The organism is Rhodococcus qingshengii JCM 15477 (assembly GCF_023221595.1).
Classification (GTDB): Bacteria; Actinomycetota; Actinomycetes; order Mycobacteriales; family Mycobacteriaceae; genus Rhodococcus_F; species Rhodococcus_F qingshengii.
The window spans coordinates 5,774,779-5,792,053 of record NZ_CP096563.1 but is presented as its reverse complement, the minus strand read 5'-3'; the positions used below and the strand labels follow the sequence as shown (position 1 = coordinate 5,792,053).

17 protein-coding genes are annotated in these 17,275 nt (G+C 61.6%); 9 read left to right on the top strand and 8 right to left on the bottom strand.

What is annotated here, in order from left to right; all coding sequences use genetic code 11:
- Positions 1 to 2: 2 nt before the first annotated feature.
- A complete protein-coding gene (locus M0639_RS26780) occupies positions 3 to 911 on the bottom strand; it encodes an AraC family transcriptional regulator (RefSeq protein ID WP_064074998.1) in 909 nt (302 codons plus the stop codon).
- 174 nt (positions 912 to 1,085) lie between these two features.
- Here M0639_RS26780 and M0639_RS26775 point away from each other — a divergent pair, with 174 nt between their 5' ends.
- A complete protein-coding gene (locus tag M0639_RS26775; RefSeq protein WP_007730784.1) occupies positions 1,086 to 1,778 on the top strand; it encodes an alpha/beta hydrolase in 693 nt (230 codons plus the stop codon).
- 54 nt (positions 1,779 to 1,832) lie between these two features.
- Here M0639_RS26775 and M0639_RS26770 read toward each other — a convergent pair whose 3' ends face one another.
- Positions 1,833 to 2,264, bottom strand: coding sequence for a MarR family winged helix-turn-helix transcriptional regulator (locus tag M0639_RS26770; protein WP_064074997.1), 432 nt, complete (start codon positions 2,262 to 2,264; stop codon positions 1,833 to 1,835).
- Positions 2,265 to 2,410: 146 nt separating this feature from the next.
- Positions 2,411 to 3,079 (bottom strand): DsbA family protein, encoded by a 669-nt coding sequence (locus M0639_RS26765; RefSeq protein WP_064074996.1) that lies wholly within the window; start codon positions 3,077 to 3,079, stop codon positions 2,411 to 2,413.
- Positions 3,080 to 3,219: 140 nt separating this feature from the next.
- Between M0639_RS26765 and M0639_RS26760 the strand changes: the two genes are divergently transcribed.
- The gene (locus tag M0639_RS26760; RefSeq protein WP_030536057.1) at positions 3,220 to 4,047 is read left to right on the top strand and encodes a helix-turn-helix domain-containing protein; all 828 of its coding nucleotides are present in this window, start codon (positions 3,220 to 3,222) and stop codon (positions 4,045 to 4,047) included.
- Here M0639_RS26760 and M0639_RS26755 read toward each other — a convergent pair.
- Together M0639_RS26755 and M0639_RS26750 are read right to left on the bottom strand one after the other, a co-directional pair.
- Positions 4,034 to 5,029 (bottom strand): ABC transporter substrate-binding protein, encoded by a 996-nt coding sequence (locus tag M0639_RS26755; protein ID WP_007730787.1) that lies wholly within the window; start codon positions 5,027 to 5,029, stop codon positions 4,034 to 4,036. The genes M0639_RS26760 and M0639_RS26755 overlap by 14 nt on opposite strands.
- Before the next feature lie 6 nt (positions 5,030 to 5,035).
- The gene (locus tag M0639_RS26750) at positions 5,036 to 6,430 is read right to left on the bottom strand and encodes an MFS transporter (protein WP_003942889.1); all 1,395 of its coding nucleotides are present in this window, start codon (positions 6,428 to 6,430) and stop codon (positions 5,036 to 5,038) included.
- A gap of 119 nt (positions 6,431 to 6,549) precedes the next feature.
- Here M0639_RS26750 and M0639_RS26745 point away from each other — a divergent pair, with 119 nt between their 5' ends.
- Entirely contained in the window at positions 6,550 to 7,212 is a 663-nt protein-coding gene (locus tag M0639_RS26745) for a TetR/AcrR family transcriptional regulator (protein ID WP_007730788.1), read from the top strand.
- Positions 7,213 to 7,218: 6 nt separating this feature from the next.
- Here the strand turns inward: M0639_RS26745 and M0639_RS26740 are convergent, their stop codons facing one another.
- Positions 7,219 to 8,439 (bottom strand): SfnB family sulfur acquisition oxidoreductase, encoded by a 1,221-nt coding sequence (locus M0639_RS26740; RefSeq protein WP_064233748.1) that lies wholly within the window; start codon positions 8,437 to 8,439, stop codon positions 7,219 to 7,221.
- 98 nt (positions 8,440 to 8,537) lie between these two features.
- Here M0639_RS26740 and sfnG point away from each other — a divergent pair, with 98 nt between their 5' ends.
- Positions 8,538 to 9,662, top strand: coding sequence for a dimethylsulfone monooxygenase SfnG (sfnG, locus tag M0639_RS26735; RefSeq protein WP_007730790.1), 1,125 nt, complete (start codon positions 8,538 to 8,540; stop codon positions 9,660 to 9,662).
- A 12-nt stretch (positions 9,663 to 9,674) separates the two neighbouring features.
- Here sfnG and M0639_RS26730 read toward each other — a convergent pair whose 3' ends face one another.
- Positions 9,675 to 11,201 carry an aldehyde dehydrogenase family protein gene (locus M0639_RS26730; RefSeq protein WP_064075096.1) on the bottom strand — a complete coding sequence of 509 codons (1,527 nt, stop codon included), beginning with the start codon at positions 11,199 to 11,201 and terminating at the stop codon, positions 9,675 to 9,677.
- Positions 11,202 to 11,328: 127 nt separating this feature from the next.
- Here M0639_RS26730 and M0639_RS26725 point away from each other — a divergent pair, with 127 nt between their 5' ends.
- Positions 11,329 to 12,471 carry an acyl-CoA dehydrogenase family protein gene (locus M0639_RS26725; RefSeq protein ID WP_007730792.1) on the top strand — a complete coding sequence of 381 codons (1,143 nt, stop codon included), beginning with the start codon at positions 11,329 to 11,331 and terminating at the stop codon, positions 12,469 to 12,471.
- A gap of 9 nt (positions 12,472 to 12,480) precedes the next feature.
- Positions 12,481 to 13,173 (top strand): GntR family transcriptional regulator, encoded by a 693-nt coding sequence (locus M0639_RS26720; protein ID WP_050656773.1) that lies wholly within the window; start codon positions 12,481 to 12,483, stop codon positions 13,171 to 13,173.
- A 10-nt stretch (positions 13,174 to 13,183) separates the two neighbouring features.
- Here the strand turns inward: M0639_RS26720 and M0639_RS26715 are convergent, their stop codons facing one another.
- Positions 13,184 to 13,804, bottom strand: coding sequence for a TetR/AcrR family transcriptional regulator (locus M0639_RS26715; protein ID WP_007730794.1), 621 nt, complete (start codon positions 13,802 to 13,804; stop codon positions 13,184 to 13,186).
- A 95-nt stretch (positions 13,805 to 13,899) separates the two neighbouring features.
- On the opposite strand from M0639_RS26715, the gene M0639_RS26710 reads away from it, so the two are divergent.
- The 3 genes from M0639_RS26710 to M0639_RS26700 all read left to right on the top strand — a co-directional run bounded on the left by M0639_RS26710 (position 13,900) and on the right by M0639_RS26700 (position 17,275).
- The gene (locus M0639_RS26710; protein ID WP_223304557.1) at positions 13,900 to 14,790 is read left to right on the top strand and encodes an oxygenase MpaB family protein; all 891 of its coding nucleotides are present in this window, start codon (positions 13,900 to 13,902) and stop codon (positions 14,788 to 14,790) included.
- A 104-nt stretch (positions 14,791 to 14,894) separates the two neighbouring features.
- On the top strand, positions 14,895 to 16,034 hold the full coding sequence (locus M0639_RS26705) for a serine hydrolase domain-containing protein (protein ID WP_054781110.1): 1,140 nt from the start codon (positions 14,895 to 14,897) through the stop codon (positions 16,032 to 16,034).
- 146 nt (positions 16,035 to 16,180) lie between these two features.
- On the top strand, positions 16,181 to 17,275 hold the full coding sequence (locus M0639_RS26700; RefSeq protein WP_042446343.1) for a GGDEF domain-containing protein: 1,095 nt from the start codon (positions 16,181 to 16,183) through the stop codon (positions 17,273 to 17,275).

Below are 17,275 nucleotides of genomic sequence, written 5' to 3'. Positions count from 1 at the left end.
CGTCAGTGATTGTGGGAGTTGGACTTTCGCCAGTTCAACGGCGAGGCGTCGAATCGTCGACGGAAGGCGCGGCTGAACGCGGCATCGGATTCGTAGCCGACAGTTATCGCAATGGTTCCGACCGGCTCGGTGGTTTGCACGAGTAGTTCGGCGGCACGGTCGAGTCGGCGCTCGGTGATGTAAGCGCCGGGCGTCTGGCCGACCAGTCGCGAGAAGCGCTCCGCAAAAGACGATCTCGACAGGGTGGACAGCGTCGCCAGTTCGTCGATGGTCCAGTTGCGTGACGGGTCGTTGTGGACGGCCTCGAGGGCCTGCCCGATTCGTGGATCCATTGCTGCGGTCAACCATCCGCCGTTCGATCCGTCCGCTCGAGCCCACGCTCTGAGGATCTGGACGAAGAGAAGGTCGAGAATCCGGGAAACCATCACGGAGGAACCAGGTTTCGGATCGTCCACCTCGGCGCCCAACAGTCGGCTGCTCACCTCGAGCCACTCGACCGGGGTCCCTTGTGTCGCGCGCAGTTCGACGAAGTCCGGCAGAACGGACAGCAGTCGCTGCGCTGCGACGTCGTCGAGTGTGAAAGTACCGAAAAGCCAACATGTTTCGTTTTTCGGGTGCATCGGCATCGCATTCTCGATCGTATGAGCATGCCCATGGGGTAACAGTACGAGTTCCCCGGGGCCGAGTTCGATCGGGGCTTTGCCCTGCGTTCTGATCACGATGTCACCGTGCTCGGCAATGTGAAGTGCTCGCACCCCAGCGGGTACCTCCACGGTGAAGTTCTCGCCGTGGACGCAGCGATGAATCTGATCACCGCGAAGGTGGACGACTTCGAGAACGTGTGAGAGGGTGTCCCGGGTTCGAGTCTCGTCGGTGGTGGGTACGTACCGCTGTGATGATGTTGTCCTCATGGATCGATCACTCCGATGTCTCGAGCATTCGGCGTTTCTGCACAAAAACTTGGCAATCTGGTCATGGTTATTGATCCAGGATCTCCTTAACCTGGGTAACAGGCAAGGCCTGGGTTTCGAAGGCTTGCCGATCGTCGGAGTATTCGTCGCACTGCGTATCTGGAGGAGTTGGTCATGACAGAGAAGGTAAACATCGTTCTGGTACATGGAGCCTGGGGAGACGGTTCTCATTGGCGTCACGTCATACCCACCCTGCACAACGCCGGGCATCGAGTGGTTGCGGTCCAGAATCCACTTACTTCGCTCGCCGACGACGTGGACCGGACCAGGAAGTTGGCCGAATCGATGGACGGCCCGACCCTGCTGGTCGGACACTCGTACGGCGGCGCGGTGATCACAGGCGCGGGTCATGCGGAAAACGTTGTGGGACTGGTATATATCGCTGCCTTTGCGCCGGACGAGGGTGACAGCCTGGGAAGTATCTTCGCCCGCACGGATCAGCCGGCGGGCGCGGCGAACATCGCGCCGGACGCCGAGGGCTTCTTGTGGATCGCCCCGGACAAGTTTCAGGAGAGTTTCAGTCAGGATCTCGACGACACCGAAGCATTGGTCATGGCGCTGACGCAGAAACCCATTGCGGGTCAGTGCTTCTCGGACCCGTCAGGGCCGCCGGCATGGCGTGGGAAGCCCAGTTGGTATCAGGTTTCAGGGCAGGACCGAATGATTCCGCCGGAAACCGAGCGATGGATGGCAGAGCGTATCGGTGCCCGCGAGATCGAGGAACTCGACGCAGGCCATGCATCCTTGGCGTCCCACCCGCACGAGGTCACCCAGTTGATCCTGCGTGCTGCTGCAGAATTGTCGTGACGGCGTAAATCGTCCGGCTGTTCGAGTGGGCTGCCCATCACGACTAATTTGTCGTCAGTCCGCGGAACTGCCCAGTCGGTGAAGCAGCGCTGTCAGCGTGGTGATGTCGTCCGTATCCCATTTCTCGAGTCGGGCGCGCCAGCGATCTATCTGGTGATTGCGGATGGTCGTGAGCTTCGTTCGCGCCTCAGGGGTCAGAGCTACCAACTTGGCGCGAGCGTCGTCGGGATCGGGGATTCGTTCCACCAGGCCGAGTCGAGCTGCGGCGTCGATTTGCCTGGTCAAGGTGGACTTCTCGATATCGAGGGTGCAGATCAGGTCGGACATCCGCACCGCATCCGAACGGTTCAGGATGACCAGAACCGGGTAGAGCGCCGGATCGAGTTTGGGATGAATTGCGCGCGCATAGGTGCGCGCCTGGGCGCGTCCTCGTTGCCACATGTCGGCAAGTTCCATCTCCAGGCCCGTGATCGGATCTGAAACCACTGTCGTTTCCCCTTTGGTGCGATTCGTTCGGTGTTCATCAAACCAGAAGGGGGGCCGAAGTGATTTGGGTGAAGTCACGCTGAGCGAAAGGTACGTTCGGCGTACTGAAGGCGCCGGGCGTACCTTTCACTCGCAAGGTGGGTGGGTCAAGCCACCGCATACGCCCGCACACACGTGTTCAGGTCGCGGGTGAGATCGGCCGCGGTACTGGTCGGAGAACCGAATTTCACGACGGACCCGTCGCTCCCGTGGAACAACAGCGTCGGAAACGAAGTGGCGCCGAGCCTGCGTGCTCGGACGAAATCAGCGCGGGCGGCATCCTTCGAGGCGGCGGTGAACAGGGAAGACACCGCGGCAGATGGGTCGAGTTCGAGGGATTCCGCGATGGATCGGTATGTCTCGGGATCGGAAAGGCTGCGCCCGTCTCGGTAGAACGCGATCTGCATGGCCTCCGCGATGTCGAGGGCGCGTGTCGGATCTTGCGCGCGCAGTGCGGCGAGTCCGATCGCTGCATCCGTCGAATCCATGACGAACCGCCCATCAGTCACCAGTTGTGAATATCCGTCACCGAAGACAGCGCCGGTCTGGGCGGCGATGGTGGCGTTGGCTGATTTCAGGTACGGAGCCGAAGACATGGGCGCGACGCGCTCACCGGTGAACAGTCCGCCGCTGACCACGGACAAGTCGACGGAATCGGCATTTTGACGGACGAACTCCGTCAACGCAGGGCCGAAGCCGAAACACCACCCGCAATAGGCGTCGAAGACGTAGGTGAGTTGCGTCTTGCCTGCTGTTTCCGAGCGTGATGTCTGCACTGGAAGATTCCTATCCGAGCGTGAACTGATTGATACCCTGACGGTATGTCGCATTCGGGTATTCGGTCACGGTGAAGATGAGTCCCGGACTAGTGAAAAACAGACAAGTACCCGTCCGGGACGTCGGGTACGCATCGTCGGTGGCTGACGCGACCGAGATCGAAGTACTCAGCCTGGACACCATTCGCATCAACGGGGGAAGCGCAGAGTTCGTCGGCCCCCAACGTCCGCAATTTCACTTGCTCGCGCTGGTGACCGAGGGCTCGGCGCTACACACCATCGACTTCGTGAACTACGCGGTGAGCCCGGGGACCGTGTTCTGGGTCAGACCGGGGCAGGTGCAACAGTGGGGGCGAATCCAGGACTTCGAGGCGACGGTTGTTCTGTTCACACCCTCGTCGCTCGATGCCGTCAGCCAGCAGTTGTTGGACGGGAACGCTCGCAGTCGGCAGGCAGCGTGGCAGTTGTCCGGCGAGAACCTCGAGACCATCAGCACGGGTATGAAACACCTGAACCTGAACTACGGCTGCCCGGATACTTCCGCGCCGGTCGTTCGCGCGGCCATTCTGCGGCACACGCTGACAGCAATTCTGTTGAAACTGACCCATCTCGGTGGACAGGAACAGAGTTCCGTGCTGGCGCACAATGACGTGTTCGAAAGGTTTCATGCCGTTGTCGAACGTGACTTCGCCACGGTCCGTTCGGTTTCGGAGTACGCCAACAAGATCGGGTACTCCGAGAAGACTGTGCTGCGGGCCACCCGAGCCGCTGCCGGGATGACGGCAAAGCAGTACATCGATCAGCGTGTGGTTCTCGAAGCGAAACGTCTGCTGTCTTTCGGCACGGACACGGTCACCCAGGTGGCGTCGAAGTTGGGGTTCGACGATTCTGCGAACTTCACGAAGTTCTTCGCCACCCGGGTGGGTGTTTCTCCGCTGACCTTCCGTCAGGACGTCAGAGCGCGCTGAATGCCGCCCATCGCGCGTCGGCGCTGTCGAGGGTTCCGATACTGTTCTGCCCCTTGCCATGTGCGATGCCGTCCAGATCCTGGATGATCCAGTAGATGGCAAAAGGATGGCTGCCGAACCAGAGATCACCGCTGACGTCCAGAGCGTGCGCCGGATCGGGTGTCAGGTTGTCGAACAGTGGAGTGTTTCGCACGATGGATGCGTCGTACTGCTGCCCGGAAAGTACGGCGACGGTCTGCGCCGCATGCTCGGGTAGGAGTTCCGGCGAGACGGGGGAAATCGTGCCGGTGTCTTGATTGTTGGTCGCGTTGACTTCCGATGCCGGCCTGGTGAATCCGGCCTCGGTGACCAGTGTGGAGATGGGAGTGGTCGGTGGCACGGTGAACAGGTTTCCGCTGTAGCCGAGAAGGATCGCAAGGCTCTGGCCGGCAGCCGCGGACTTGACGCCTTCGAGGCCGGATTCCAGCTTTCCGATCATGGCGGTAGCTTCGCTGCCTCGATCGAGCTGTGCCCCAGCGTGTTCGAGCACATCACGCCACGGCGCCGAGTACGGGAGGACCAAGGTTGGCGCCACGGAATTGATCTGCGCGAACAGGCTCGGTAGTGGACCGGCATTGCTCATCAAGATCTCGTCGGGTTCGACGGACGCGATCTCCTCGACGGCGGGGTTGGCGAAGAAAGTCGGCTTGTCGAGAACTTCGACGCCCTGCTCGCGCAGAATCGACTTGGCGACGTCCGATCGCAGGGTGCTGTAGACGACGGTGGGCTTCACGCCGAGTGCGAGTGCACTCAACCCCGCGTACTCGTCGAGCGCGAGAATGCGCTGCGGTGAGGCCGGAACTTCGACGGTGCCGAGTTCGTGGGTGACGGAGCGAGTTGCAGAGGCGGTGTCGGACTCGGCGGAGCTGCTGCACGCGCTTGCGCCGGCGACGGTCAGGAGAAGCGCCGAGACGATGCCGAATGCGGTTCGGGTGGTGAACATCTGAGGTCAACGATCCATTCGTGGGAAGAAGAAGGACAGGAGGGTACCGGCCAGCAGTAGGCCGGAGCAGACGAAGAGGGCCTGGGAGTATCCGGAAACCAGTGCTTCGGTCGGCGCGCTGTCCGAACGTGCCGTCGAGGAAGCGGCGACGCTCACGAGAACGGCTAGTCCGAGTGAACCGCCGATCTGACGCGATGTACTCAGTAGCCCGGATGCCATGCCGACTTCTTCGGGGGGAGCGTCGGCGGTGGCGACGTTACTGAGCGGCATGAACGACAGACCGATGCCGATGCTCGCCAGAAGCGAAGGCACCAGGATGACGGCCCAGAAGGGACTGTCGAGGTTCATGGTCGAAAACATGAAAGTTCCGATTGCGGCGACTGCTGTCCCGACTACGAGCAGCGGTCGAACTCCGTAGCGCGGAAGGAGTTTGGTGGACGCGAGGATGCCGATCACCAGGCCGAAGCAGAAGGGCAGGAAAGCCAGACCGGTGGTGGTCGGTGAATAGCCCAGCCCGCGTTGCAGGAAGAGTGAGACGAAGAAGAACGCGCTGAACTGTGCCGCGCACACCAGGCACATGATGGCGTTGGCCAGTCCGATTCGGGGTCGAAGCAGGGTGGACAGTCGTACCAGTGGTGTGGCGCAGCGGCTTTCGACCACAACGAAAGCAGTGAGCAGCGCGATCGTGAGCGCGAATCCACCCAGCACGTAACCCGAAGTCCAGGAATGTGATTCCGTGGCGATCACTGTGCCGACAAGGGCGGTGATTCCGGCCGTCGCCAAGATGGCTCCGGGGAGATCGAGAGAGCCGCCTCTGGCGGCTTGGCCGGCCGGCAGGCCGCGGGCACCGGCAACTGCGGCGATCAGGGCCACTGGTGCGCCGGCGAACATCACCCATCGCCAACTGAGCCCTTCGGTCAAAATGCCGCTCAGGACGACACCGAGTGCGCCGCCCAGTGCTGACGACATTGCGCCGATGCCGAATGCCTTGGCCCTGGCGCGTCCGGTGGGAAAGGCCTGACTGAGGGCGGCGAGCCCGGCCGGCGCGATCAGTGCAGCGCCGACGCCTTGAAGCGCCCGAGCTCCGACAAGCATTTCGGCGGACACGGAGAAGGTGCCGACGATGCTGACGAGGGCGAACAGCAGAAGCCCGGAAACCAGAACTCGACGAGTGCCCATCACGTCGCACAGACGACCGCCGAGAAGCAGCAGTCCGCCGAAGGCGAGGGCGTACGCGTTGACGACCCAGGACAACCCGGCGTCGGAAAAGTTCAGCGATTCCTGAATGTCGGGCAGTGCGACGTTGATGACCGACATGTCGAAGGCCACCAGGAACTGCGCTGCCGCGGCGGCTGTGAGGACCAGAGCCGGTGCGGCTACCGCTCGAGTTGTTGTTGTCATTGCAGGTACCTAATTTGTATACGCGTTCTCATAAGTAGTTAGGTTTACCTTGCTGGCGACTGAGATGCAAGGGGTTCCCCGGGCGAGAGCGTCGTAGCAGGGGCGCGCACAATCGACGGATGGCCGAAAAGATGGAACCGAGATCACCGCGGCTCGGACGTCCCCCGACGATCACGTCGGAGCAGATAGTCGACGAGGCGAAACGGCAGCTTCAGACCGGCGGCGCCGACGCGTTGAGCATGCGCGCGTTGGCGAAGTCGCTCGGCACCACGCCGATGGCGCTGTACCGGCACGTGGGCGACAAGGAACAGCTGATCAGCGCGGTGCTCGATGTGTACTCACAAGATCTCGGCGCGCTGGTCCTGCCGCAGGATCAGGTCGAACGGCTTCGCACGATCTTCACCGCGATCTTCGAAAAGCTGGCGTCGGAGCGCTGGATCATCGAGTTGCTTCAGCGCGGTGGCCGTGGTGGGAGCGGCGCTGTGGTCTTGGTCGATCGGGCGATGGCCGCGTGTGTCGAACTCGGTATGTCACCTCGTCGCGCACTGTTGATCTATCGAGCGCTGTGGAACTACACACTCGGCGCATTGCTCAACATCTACGACACCACTACGCGACCGGAAGGCAGCGTGTCACCTCTCGCGGTCAAGATCCGAGAAATCGGGCCCGAGAAACTGCCGGTGCTCAGTGAGGTGCTCGAGGACTGGCCTGGAGGGACGACGACTGAGAGCTACTTGGAAGGACTGGAAGTCTTGATCAGCGGATATATGAACTCCGACTGAGTGTGTTCACAGCAGTCCGTGCCGCGGTGGGATTGTCCCGGACAGTGTCCACCGGCCGATGTGCTGGACCTTCCACCTCGTCGGATCGTGCAGGGTGTGCGTGCGCGCGTCACGCCAGAATCGGGAGAGGTTCGCCGATTCGCCCGCGCTTCTGGTGCCACCGATCTCGAACAAAGTGCTCGTGGCCGCCAATGACGCCCTGGCGCCGACCACTTTGGCAGTTGCAGCGTCGATGGATGCTCGGGCCGTGGAGTCCTCGGTGGGATCACGACGCGCCACGTCGATCGATCGCGCTGCTTCCGCCAAGAGGGATCTGGCAGCGCGAACCTCGATTGCCGCTTCGCCGGCGAGTTGAACGAGCAGTGGATCCTCCACCGCTGTATCGACTTTCGCTTCGAAGAAGGGACGCGCCTTTGCCGCGAGTTTCACGGATTCACGCAGTGCAGCCGACGCGATGCCGGTGTCGATCGCGGCGTGCAGGATCTGGGCCTGTGCTCCGTAGGTGGTCGGGTGAGTGAAGAGCGACGTGAAGGGCACGACATTGAACCGCGTCACCGAAACGGATTCCAGGGTCACGGTTCCGCTTGCAGTTGTCTTCTGTCCCATGCCGTCCCAGTCGTCGACGATCGACAGTCCGGGAGTATTCCGGGGTAGGTAGACCGCGGATTTCACCTGTGCGCCGGTCTCGGTGAATTGATCCGCATTGGCGGCACGCACCACGATCCAATCTGCGAAAAGCGCTCCGGTGCAATAGAATTTTCGACCTTCGAGCACAAAGTCTTCCCCGTCGGGGGTGAGAGTGGTGCCGTCGATGTCGATGGTCTTGTTGCCGCGCTCGCTCTGGGCGTTGGCGAACTGCTTGCCCGACAATGCTTCGGCGTAGAAGAACTGCTTCTGCTCGTTAGACCCCTGGTACCGGAGCGCTTCCAGGAAAGTGAAGTGGCTGTGCGGAATCTGCGCGATGCTGGGATCGCCCTCGGCGAGTAGGCGGAAGACCTCGGCCAACGTCTCGGTGCTTGCGTCGATGCCACCGAACTCCTTCGGCACCGAGAGTCCGAGCAAGCCGGACCGCGCCAGGGTGCGAACCTCGTCGTGGGGAAGGAGGCGCTGCGCATCGCGGACTCCGGCACCTGCCGCGAACTCGTCGGACAGCTGTGACGCCACCGAGAGCGCCTCGTCCTCGCTGGTGATGCGGTGCGCGATCTCCTGAATGTCCACAGCAGTCATGCTGCCACCGTTTCACAGTCGCAGCACCCACCCAACACTTACAACCTGTGTGATCGCTACCCTGGAAACCACTGGGAACTGCATGTTTGCTGGGTTTCATGTCTACTGAACGTATCGCCGACGAGATCAAGTTCGCCTACTGGGTGCCCAATGTCAGTGGTGGTCTGGTCACCTCCGACATCGAGCAGCGGACCAGCTGGGACTACGAGTACAACAAGAAGCTGGCACAGACCGCCGAGAACAACGGCTTCGAGTACGCCCTGAGCCAGGTACGTTACGAGGCGAGCTACGGGGCCGAATTCCAGCACGAATCCACGAGCTTCAGCCTTGCGCTTCTCCTGGCCACCGAGAAGCTCAAGGTGATCGCCGCGGTGCATCCGGGACTCTGGCAGCCGGCCGTGTTGGCGAAACTGGGCGCTACCGCCGATCACTTGTCGAACGGTCGTTTTGCCGTCAACGTCGTCAGTGGTTGGTTCAAGGACGAGTTCACACATCTAGGCGAGCCGTGGCTCGAGCACGACGAGCGTTATCGGCGTAGCGCCGAGTTCCTTCAGGTTCTTCGGAAGATCTGGACGGAGGACGACGTCGATTTCCGCGGCGACTTCTACCGCATCCACGACTTCACGTTGAAGCCGAAGCCTCTCAACACTCCGGAGCGCCCCAATCCCGAACTGTTCCAAGGTGGTAACTCGGCGGCAGCCCGTGAGAACGCAGGCCGGTATTCGGATTGGTACTTCAGTAACGGCAAGGACTACGACGGCGTCACCGAACAGTTGGTCGACGTTCGCCGTGTTGCTCGTGAGAACGATCGGGAGGTCAAGTTCGGGCTCAACGGATTCATCATCGCCCGCGACACCGAGGCGGAAGCAAAGGACACACTGCGCGAGATCATCGCCAAGGCCAACCGCCCTGCGGTCGAGGGATTCAAGAATGCAGTCCAACAGGCCGGCGCATCGACCGCGTCCAAGGACGGGATGTGGGCGGATTCGACGTTCGAGGACTTGGTTCAGTACAACGACGGTTTCCGCTCACAACTGATCGGCACGCCGGAACAAATCGCGCATCGGATCGTCGAATATCGCCGTCGCGGTGTCGATCTGATTCTCGGCGGATTCCTGCATTTCCAGGAGGAGATCGAATACTTCGGGGCCAAGGTGCTTCCGCTGGTTCGTGAACTCGAAGCAGCCGACAGCGACGAGCAGGTGCTCGTCACCGCCGGCTGATCGCCTGATCTCTCAGGACTTCGCGTGGCGTTTTGCCAGCATCCAACGTGAGATCTTCATGTCCCTGGCTTTTCGCTCGATGGTCAGCAGGTCCAGTGGAGCGCTGAACTTCTGAACGGCCAGTGATTTCACACTGCTGAACTCACGCAGCCCATCGGCTCCGTGGATACGGCCGAATCCGGAATCGCCGACCCCGCCGAACGGCAGGGCGGCGATTCCGGCGAAACCGAGAACCGAATTGACCGTGACGACACCGCAGTCGAGCTTCTCGGCAATTGCTCGGCCCTTCGACGAACTCTTGGTGAACACCGAGGCGCCCAAGCCGTACTTCGACGCATTGGCGCGTTCGATCCCCTCGTTCATGTCGGCGACCTTGTTCACCACGACGCTCGGGCCGAACGTCTCCTCGGTGATCGCCGTGGAATCCTCCGGAACATCCGTCAGGATGATCGGATCGATGAACGGACCGTTGAACGAATCAAGTCCGCCGAGTACAGCTTTCGCGCCGCGACTGAGAGCGTCTTCGATCTGGCCCCGGACTATCGCAGTCTGCTTTCCCAGCGTCATCGGCCCGTAGGTCGAGCTGTCGGTGGCGCCGGCGTGGGCGTCCCGAAGCGCGGCGGTGAGCTTGGACAAGAAGGCGTCGTACACGGGCGCTGCGACGTAGATTCGTTCGACGCCGGCACAGGTTTGTCCGCCGTTGCCCACTGCCCCGAATGCCGCGAAGCTCACGGCCGCATCGAGGTTGGCATCGGAGTCCACCAGCATGGCGTCCTTGCCACCGCATTCGGCGACCAGGGGAGTGAGGGTGTCCGCGCAGGCGGCCATTACGCGCTTTGCGGTAGCGGTCGAACCGGTGAATGCGATCTTGTCGACGCCGGACGAACACAGAAGTGCTCCGGTTTTGCCGTCGCCGGTAATGGTCTGCAGGACAGGGTGTCCGGGTGCCGCGATGTCCCACAGCCGGGCCAATTCGACGCCGACGCCTGGTGAGAGTTCGCTCGGTTTGAACACGACGGCGTTACCGGCGGCCAGTGCGTAGCCGATCGACCCCATCGGTGTGTACAGCGGATAGTTCCAGGGGCCGATCACGCCGACGACGCCCATCGGCCGGTAGCCGACGGATGCAGACTGGTTGGCGCTGATCAGTCCTGCACCGACGCGTCTGCGGCGCAACACTTTCTGTGCGTTGCGTGCCGCCCAGTCGAGATGTTCGACGGCCAGCATGACTTCGAGTAGTGCGTCGTCGCTGGGTTTTCCGGTCTCGGCGGAAATGATCGCCGCCATCGATTCGGCGTGAGTGGCGATCGCGGCGCGGAAATTGCCGAGCACCTTCCGGCGGCCTTGGAATCCGAGTTGATCCCACCACTTCGACGCCGTGCGTGCTGCGGCGACCGCTTTCTCGATCTCTCGCTGGTCAGCAATGGGGTGCTGCGCGACCACGGAATCGTTGCGAGGGTCGAGGCTCGCGAAAGTGTGATCGTCCGATCTCGGATCTGTCGACGTGGACGTGCTCTGGCGGCCGAGCTGTTCTGTCATGTTCTTCAGATCCTCCACATGTCGGTGCATCACATATATGTGATGTGATTTACTGTGCTGGTAGTCACAGTATGCGTCGGACCGAGCTCCGACAAGCCTCCAGCCTCATCTCACTCGGGAGTTTTCGATGTACATGGATTTCACGCAGGAGCAGTCTGATTTCGCCAAGTCGGTAGCGTCGTTCTGCAAGAAGGAAAGTGGTACCCGTGAGCAGCGAGACCTGCTGACCGATCATGGCGCCCATAACCACAACCAGGCGTTCTACGAGAAGATGGCGGAATTGGGATGGCTCGGGCTGACTGTCCCGGAGGAATACGGCGGATCCGCCGGAAGCACGGTCGACCTGTGCATCTTTCTGGAGGAAGCCGCCAAGGGCATGGCGCCGATCGGTGGACTCGGCCCGACCGTCATCACCGGGGCTGCATACGAGAAGTTCGGCAGTCCGGCCCAGAAGGAGGCAGTGCTCGGCGGGATCGTCCGTGGCGCGTCTCAGTCGATCTCGATGTCCGAACCCGAAGCGGGCTCCGACGTGGGAAATCTGAGTTGCCGCGCCGAGAAGGTCGACGGTGGGTGGCTGATCAACGGCCAGAAGACGTGGTGTTCCAACGCGCACTTCGCCGAGAACATCCTTCTGGTGGCTCGCACATCCCGAGGTGAAGGCAAGCATGAGGGCCTGACGATGTTCCATGTCCCGGCCGACATCTCCGGATTGAAGATCAGTGGAATCGACACCATGGGCGGCAAGGAGGTCAACGATCTCTACTTCACCGACACATTCCTGCCCGAGGACGCGGTGGTTGGGGAAGTCGGCAACGGCTGGCGTCAACTCATGGCCGGACTCAACATCGAACGCCTCATCCTCGCGGCGATGATGCTCGGGACCGCGCAGCGCGCTTTCGACGACACCCTCGAATTCGTCACCACGCGTAAGCAGTTCGGCCGTCCGGTCGGATCGTTTCAGGCGCTTCGCCACCGGATCGCGGATCTCGCCACGGAGATCGAATGCGGCCGTCTGCTGGTCTACAGCGTGGCCCGAATGGTCGACGCCAACCCGACCAAGATGTTCCCGCGGGAAGCGTCGATGGCCAAGCTCAAGCTGACCGAGACCGCCAAGAAGGTCGCGCTCGAGGGGATGCAGATGATGGGTGGGTACGGTTACGCGACTGAGTTCGACATGGAGCACCATGTGCGAAAGACTCTTGTGTCCTCCATTTATGGTGGTACCAACGAGATTCAGCGAGACATCATCGGCAAAACGTACGGACTGTGAGGATCGGTTGTGGCAACGTCTGCACGCACTCGGAGAGCGACATCTGAGCTGAGGAGACGGCCACAGTTGTCGGAGGACGTGGCCAACCACGTTCGCAACCTGATCATGTCCGGCTCGGTCCGTCCGGGCGAGTTCGTCAGGCTGGACGAAACCGCGGCCGACCTCGGGGTCAGCGTCACGCCGGTGCGAGAAGCCCTCGTCGCATTACGCGGCGAGGGGATGGTCGAGTTGGTTCCGCATCGCGGCTATCTCGTCTCGCCCCTCAGTCGCCAGGACATCGAAGACATCTTCTGGTTGCAGGGGCAGATCGCGGTCAAGCTGGCGTTGCGGGCGATGGACAGCATCACCGCTGATCAACTCGCGGAACTCACGGAACTCAATGCCGATTTGCGAGCGGCGGTCGGCGCTTCGGATGCAGCTGCGATCGAGCAGTGCGAATTCGAGTTCCATCGCCTGATCAATCGCGCTGCGGGTGGTGCGAAGTTGGCATGGTTCCTGTTCGGCGCGATTCGGTACACCCCTGCTCGTCTCTACGCGACGGATCCAGGCTGGGGTGAGCTTGCGGTATCGAGCCACGATGCTTTGATCGCGGCGTTCGAGAAGCACGATCGAGAACAGGTGGACGCGCAGATGAGTCTGCAGTTCTCCGACGGCGCTGCTCGACTTCTCGCTCACCTCGACAACATCGGGATCTGGGACTGAATGCAGGAGCTCAAGACGGCGGCAGGGCGGGTGCGAGCAGGATCGCCGCACATTCGGCGACCAGTTCTTCTTCCGTCACGTCGATGTACCCGTCGAGCCATGCACTGAGGGTCTGCGCCAGGCCGCCGACCAGGAACGTGGCCGTCAGGGTCAGATGACCGCTGTCGTTCAATCGGTAGAAGGTCTTCGCGTTGGCGGCCAGGAGACCGATGAATATCGTCGTCGACGCTTGGCGTTTCTCGGCCAGGACAGGGCTCGTCAGGGCGCTGGAGAACAGTAGACGTCCGCGACGGGGATCGTTCGCGATAGTGCGGACGATGTTCGCGATTCCAGCGAGCGCCTTGCCGCGTTCGGTCTCGGCGGCGTCCACTGCAGCCTGGGTTGAAACGGCGATGTCCGTGATGACGGTGTCGTAGACGGCCGACATCAGAGCATCACGATCGGTGAAGCTCTCGTAGAAGTACCGCGCCGCGACACCGGCCTTCTTGCACACTCCGCGGACCGTCAGTTCGGGCTCGGCGGAGCCCATGAGTTCCAGACCGGCCTCGATCAGTGCCTCCCGTCGTTGGGCTACGCGGAGCGCGCCGTCGACGCCACCGTACGAACGCGGTTGGTCATTCATGAAGACCATCTTTGCATCCCGAGATTGCTTGACATCTCGGCATTTCAGCGTTTCACTCATCTGAGAACATGCGTTCGCAGATATGACTTCGAAGGGGTTCTGCCATGACGGTGAGTAGGGATTCGACGGGCGGGCGCGAGGAAGCGGTGGCAGGCGGCATCGGAGCGGTCGGCGTCCAGGCGGTCGACATCGACGCCGAGGTTGAAAAGGCGATGTCCGGGCTCGGACTGTTGGCCGCCGGCGCCAACGTCATCATGCAGTTGGCGCGCCCGGCGGTGGGGTACGGCGTGTATGAGAGCAAGGTCGAGACGGGTCGGTTGGATCGGCATCCGGTGAAGCGAACCCGGACGACGCTGACGTATCTCGCCGTCGCAAGCCTGGCGACGGACGAAGAAAAGAAGCTGTACCGACGCGCAGTCAACGGCTCGCACAAGCATGTTCGTTCCGATGAGAACAGTGCAGTCGAGTACAACGCGTTCGATCCGGAACTGCAGTTGTGGGTGGCCGCCTGTCTGTACCGAGGCTTCGAGGACGTCTACAAAATCTTGTACGGGGATCTCGATCCGGTAACCCGGGATGCGTTTTATCAGCGCAGCGCCACGTTCGGTACAACCCTTCAGATGCGACGCGACATGTGGCCGGCGGACCGGGATGCGTTCGAGGTCTACTGGAACGAGAACCTCGACAAGGTGGCGATCGACGAGACGATTCGTGAGCATCTCTACGGGATCGCGTCGGCGACCTTCACGCCGAAGTTGTTGCATCCCGTGGTCGGTCCGCTCAATCGATTTGTCACCACCGGGTTCCTGCCCCAAGCCTTTCGTGACGAAATGCGGCTCCCGTGGTCAGTGCGTCAGCAGCGTAACTTCGATCGATCCATGCGCGTCGCCGCGCTGGTCAATCGGTTCAGTCCGAAGATTCTGCGGATGTTTCCCTACAACTTCTATCTCTGGGATCTGCGTCGGCGCATCGCCAAGGGAATCCCGTTGGTCTGAGCCGACTCTGGCACTTGAAGTGATTGACACCACAGGTGAATCGGACACATACTCAACGTAGTTGAAGTTGACGTCAAGTTTCATCATTCCTGTGGAGGCTGTCAGTGGCGAACATCGAAGGCGTATGTGACCAGCGATTCTCTGGCTTGAAGGAGGCGCTGGCACGCAATCTCGATTGTGGCGAGGACGTCGGGGCAGCGATCGCACTGACGATCGACGGCGAATCCGTCGTCGACATGTGGGGCGGTTGGGTCGACGTCGAGCACACTGCTCCTTGGTCTCGCGACACCGTTACCAATGTCTGGTCCTGCAGCAAGACTGTGACCGCACTGGCCGCGCTCATGCTCGTCGACCGCGGGTTGCTTGATCTCGACGCCCCGGTCGCGCAGTACTGGCCGGAATTCGCAGCAGCGGGCAAGGACCGAATTCAGGTCCGGCAACTGTTGTCGCACACCTCGGGTGTGTCGGGGTGGGATCAACCGTTCACCCTCGAGAACATTTGCGACGACGAATATGCCACCGCCCGGTTGGCGACGCAGGCTCCGTGGTGGGAACCGGGTACGGCATCCGGATACCACGCCCTCAACTACGGCCACCTGATCGGCGAGGTCGTCAGGCGCATCGACGGACGAACCCTCGGTAGCTTCATCGACGAGGAAATCGCCGGCCCGCTCGATGCTGATTTCCGCCTGGGCTTGCCGAAGTCGGAATACGGGCGAGTCTCGAATGTGATTGCGCCACCGCCGTTGCCGATCGACATCGCGGCACTCGGGATGGACAACATCATGGTGAAGACATTCACCGCGCCGCCGGCTGACGCTACAGGTTCGTGGACCGACGGGTGGCGCGCCGCCGAGATCGGTGCGGCCAACGGTCATTCGAATGCGAGGGCACTCGCAAGGATCCAATCGGTGATCGCGTGCGGTGGCAAGGTCGGTGACGTTCGCTTGCTGTCGGAGGAAACGATCGACAAGATCTTCGAGGAGCAGTCGTACGGGGTCGACCTCGTCCTCGGCGTGCCGGTTCGCTTCGGTGTCGGATTCGGATTGCCGACGCCCGAGTCCGTCCCGTTCATTCCGGAGGGGCGAATCTGCTTCTGGGGAGGTTGGGGTGGCTCGCAGATCATCATCGACACCGAGAAGCGCATGACGTTCTCGTACGTGATGAACAAGATGGGGCCGGGTCTGCTCGGTTCCGAGAGATCGGCGCAGTACGTATCGGCGGCCTACGACGCTTTGAGTTGATCGACCGATTCAAATCCGGCAGAACGGTTTTGTCTGTCGCCGCTGACTATGCTGCCGGATATGCCAGTGTGCTCCGGGGGGAAATCAGCGAGTCCGTTTCGTCGAAGTACGCCCAAAAGTTGCGGAGCTGCATCGGCTGATCGGCGATGAACGGTTTGGTCGACGTCGTCATGCGCTGGTGGCAGTTGCCGGACCAGTTCCACAGTTTCAGCAGGTACCTCCAGGACCGCGGGTTCTTGACTTCCTGCCGGGCGCTGGTCGGCGGAACAGCATTCTGGATGGGGCTGGTGTTGCTGTCGGCGCGATTCAGTGACGTCGGTCCGCAAGGTACGTTCTGGCGAGCGGTCAATCTGGCGGTCATCGCGCTGTGCCTCGGCGCGGCCCTGATCTGGTGGCTGTTTCCGCCTACGCCGCTGTGGTCGTACACCTTTGTCGTGGGTTCCGACGTCGCGATTGCGGCGGCGGCCGCAACCGACTCGGAACCGCTGGGACGACTCATCGCGTGCGTCGTTTTCGCGTCGATCGGCGGCTACATCGCGTTCTTCCACAATCCGAAACTCCAAGTCGGTCACTTGGTCTTCGCCTCGACCGTCACGGTGCTTTCGGGGTGGACTTTGTTGTTCGGGCCAGCAGCGGACGTCGGCTTGGGACTGGCGAAGATCTCGGTTGTGCTGGCTACGATCATCGTGATTCCTGTTGTGTCACAGATTGTTCTGGCGGTCCTGGGTTCGGATGCCACTACCTCCGACATCGACCCGTTGACCGGACTGCTCAACCGTCGCGGATTGGCGCGTCGGGTGAATGACTTGATGGGCGCTCCGGTCACCGAAGCGGATGCACTGCTCGTAGTGGTGATCGACCTCGATCGCTTCAAGACGATCAACGACGTTCACGGCCATGACGTAGGAGACAGCACGATCATGCGAACTGCACTGCGCATCCGTTTGTGGACAACCCAGTCCGCCTTGACTGCTCGTATGGGCGGTGACGAGTTCGTCGTGGTCGAACGGGTACCGGTCAGCGTGATCTCCAGGCTGGAAGGACAGATCCGCTCCGCGATGGACGGAGCGAACGATGACCCTCCGACGAGCGCGAGCATCGGAATGGCGGTCCGCACCGCGCCCCGGAATCCGGGTGAGTCCGTCGACGCTGCTTTTGCCGAACTCTTCCGCGTCGCGGACTCGGTGATGTACGAAGCGAAGCGCGAAGGTGGCAACCAGGTGCGGGCGAGCTTGGTCTGA

Coding starts and splice junctions, on each gene's coding strand:
- M0639_RS26730 (WP_064075096.1), bottom strand. CDS start 11,201: ATGACAGAACAGCTCGGCCGCCAGAGCACGTCCACGTCGACAGATCCG.
- M0639_RS26750 (WP_003942889.1), bottom strand. CDS start 6,430: ATGACAACAACAACTCGAGCGGTAGCCGCACCGGCTCTGGTCCTCACA.
- M0639_RS26745 (WP_007730788.1), top strand. CDS start 6,550: ATGGCCGAAAAGATGGAACCGAGATCACCGCGGCTCGGACGTCCCCCG.
- M0639_RS26755 (WP_007730787.1), bottom strand. CDS start 5,029: ATGTTCACCACCCGAACCGCATTCGGCATCGTCTCGGCGCTTCTCCTG.
- M0639_RS26780 (WP_064074998.1), bottom strand. CDS start 911: ATGAGGACAACATCATCACAGCGGTACGTACCCACCACCGACGAGACT.
- M0639_RS26725 (WP_007730792.1), top strand. CDS start 11,329: ATGTACATGGATTTCACGCAGGAGCAGTCTGATTTCGCCAAGTCGGTA.
- sfnG (WP_007730790.1), top strand. CDS start 8,538: ATGTCTACTGAACGTATCGCCGACGAGATCAAGTTCGCCTACTGGGTG.
- M0639_RS26775 (WP_007730784.1), top strand. CDS start 1,086: ATGACAGAGAAGGTAAACATCGTTCTGGTACATGGAGCCTGGGGAGAC.
- M0639_RS26740 (WP_064233748.1), bottom strand. CDS start 8,439: ATGACTGCTGTGGACATTCAGGAGATCGCGCACCGCATCACCAGCGAG.
- M0639_RS26700 (WP_042446343.1), top strand. CDS start 16,181: ATGAACGGTTTGGTCGACGTCGTCATGCGCTGGTGGCAGTTGCCGGAC.
- M0639_RS26710 (WP_223304557.1), top strand. CDS start 13,900: ATGACGGTGAGTAGGGATTCGACGGGCGGGCGCGAGGAAGCGGTGGCA.
- M0639_RS26715 (WP_007730794.1), bottom strand. CDS start 13,804: ATGGTCTTCATGAATGACCAACCGCGTTCGTACGGTGGCGTCGACGGC.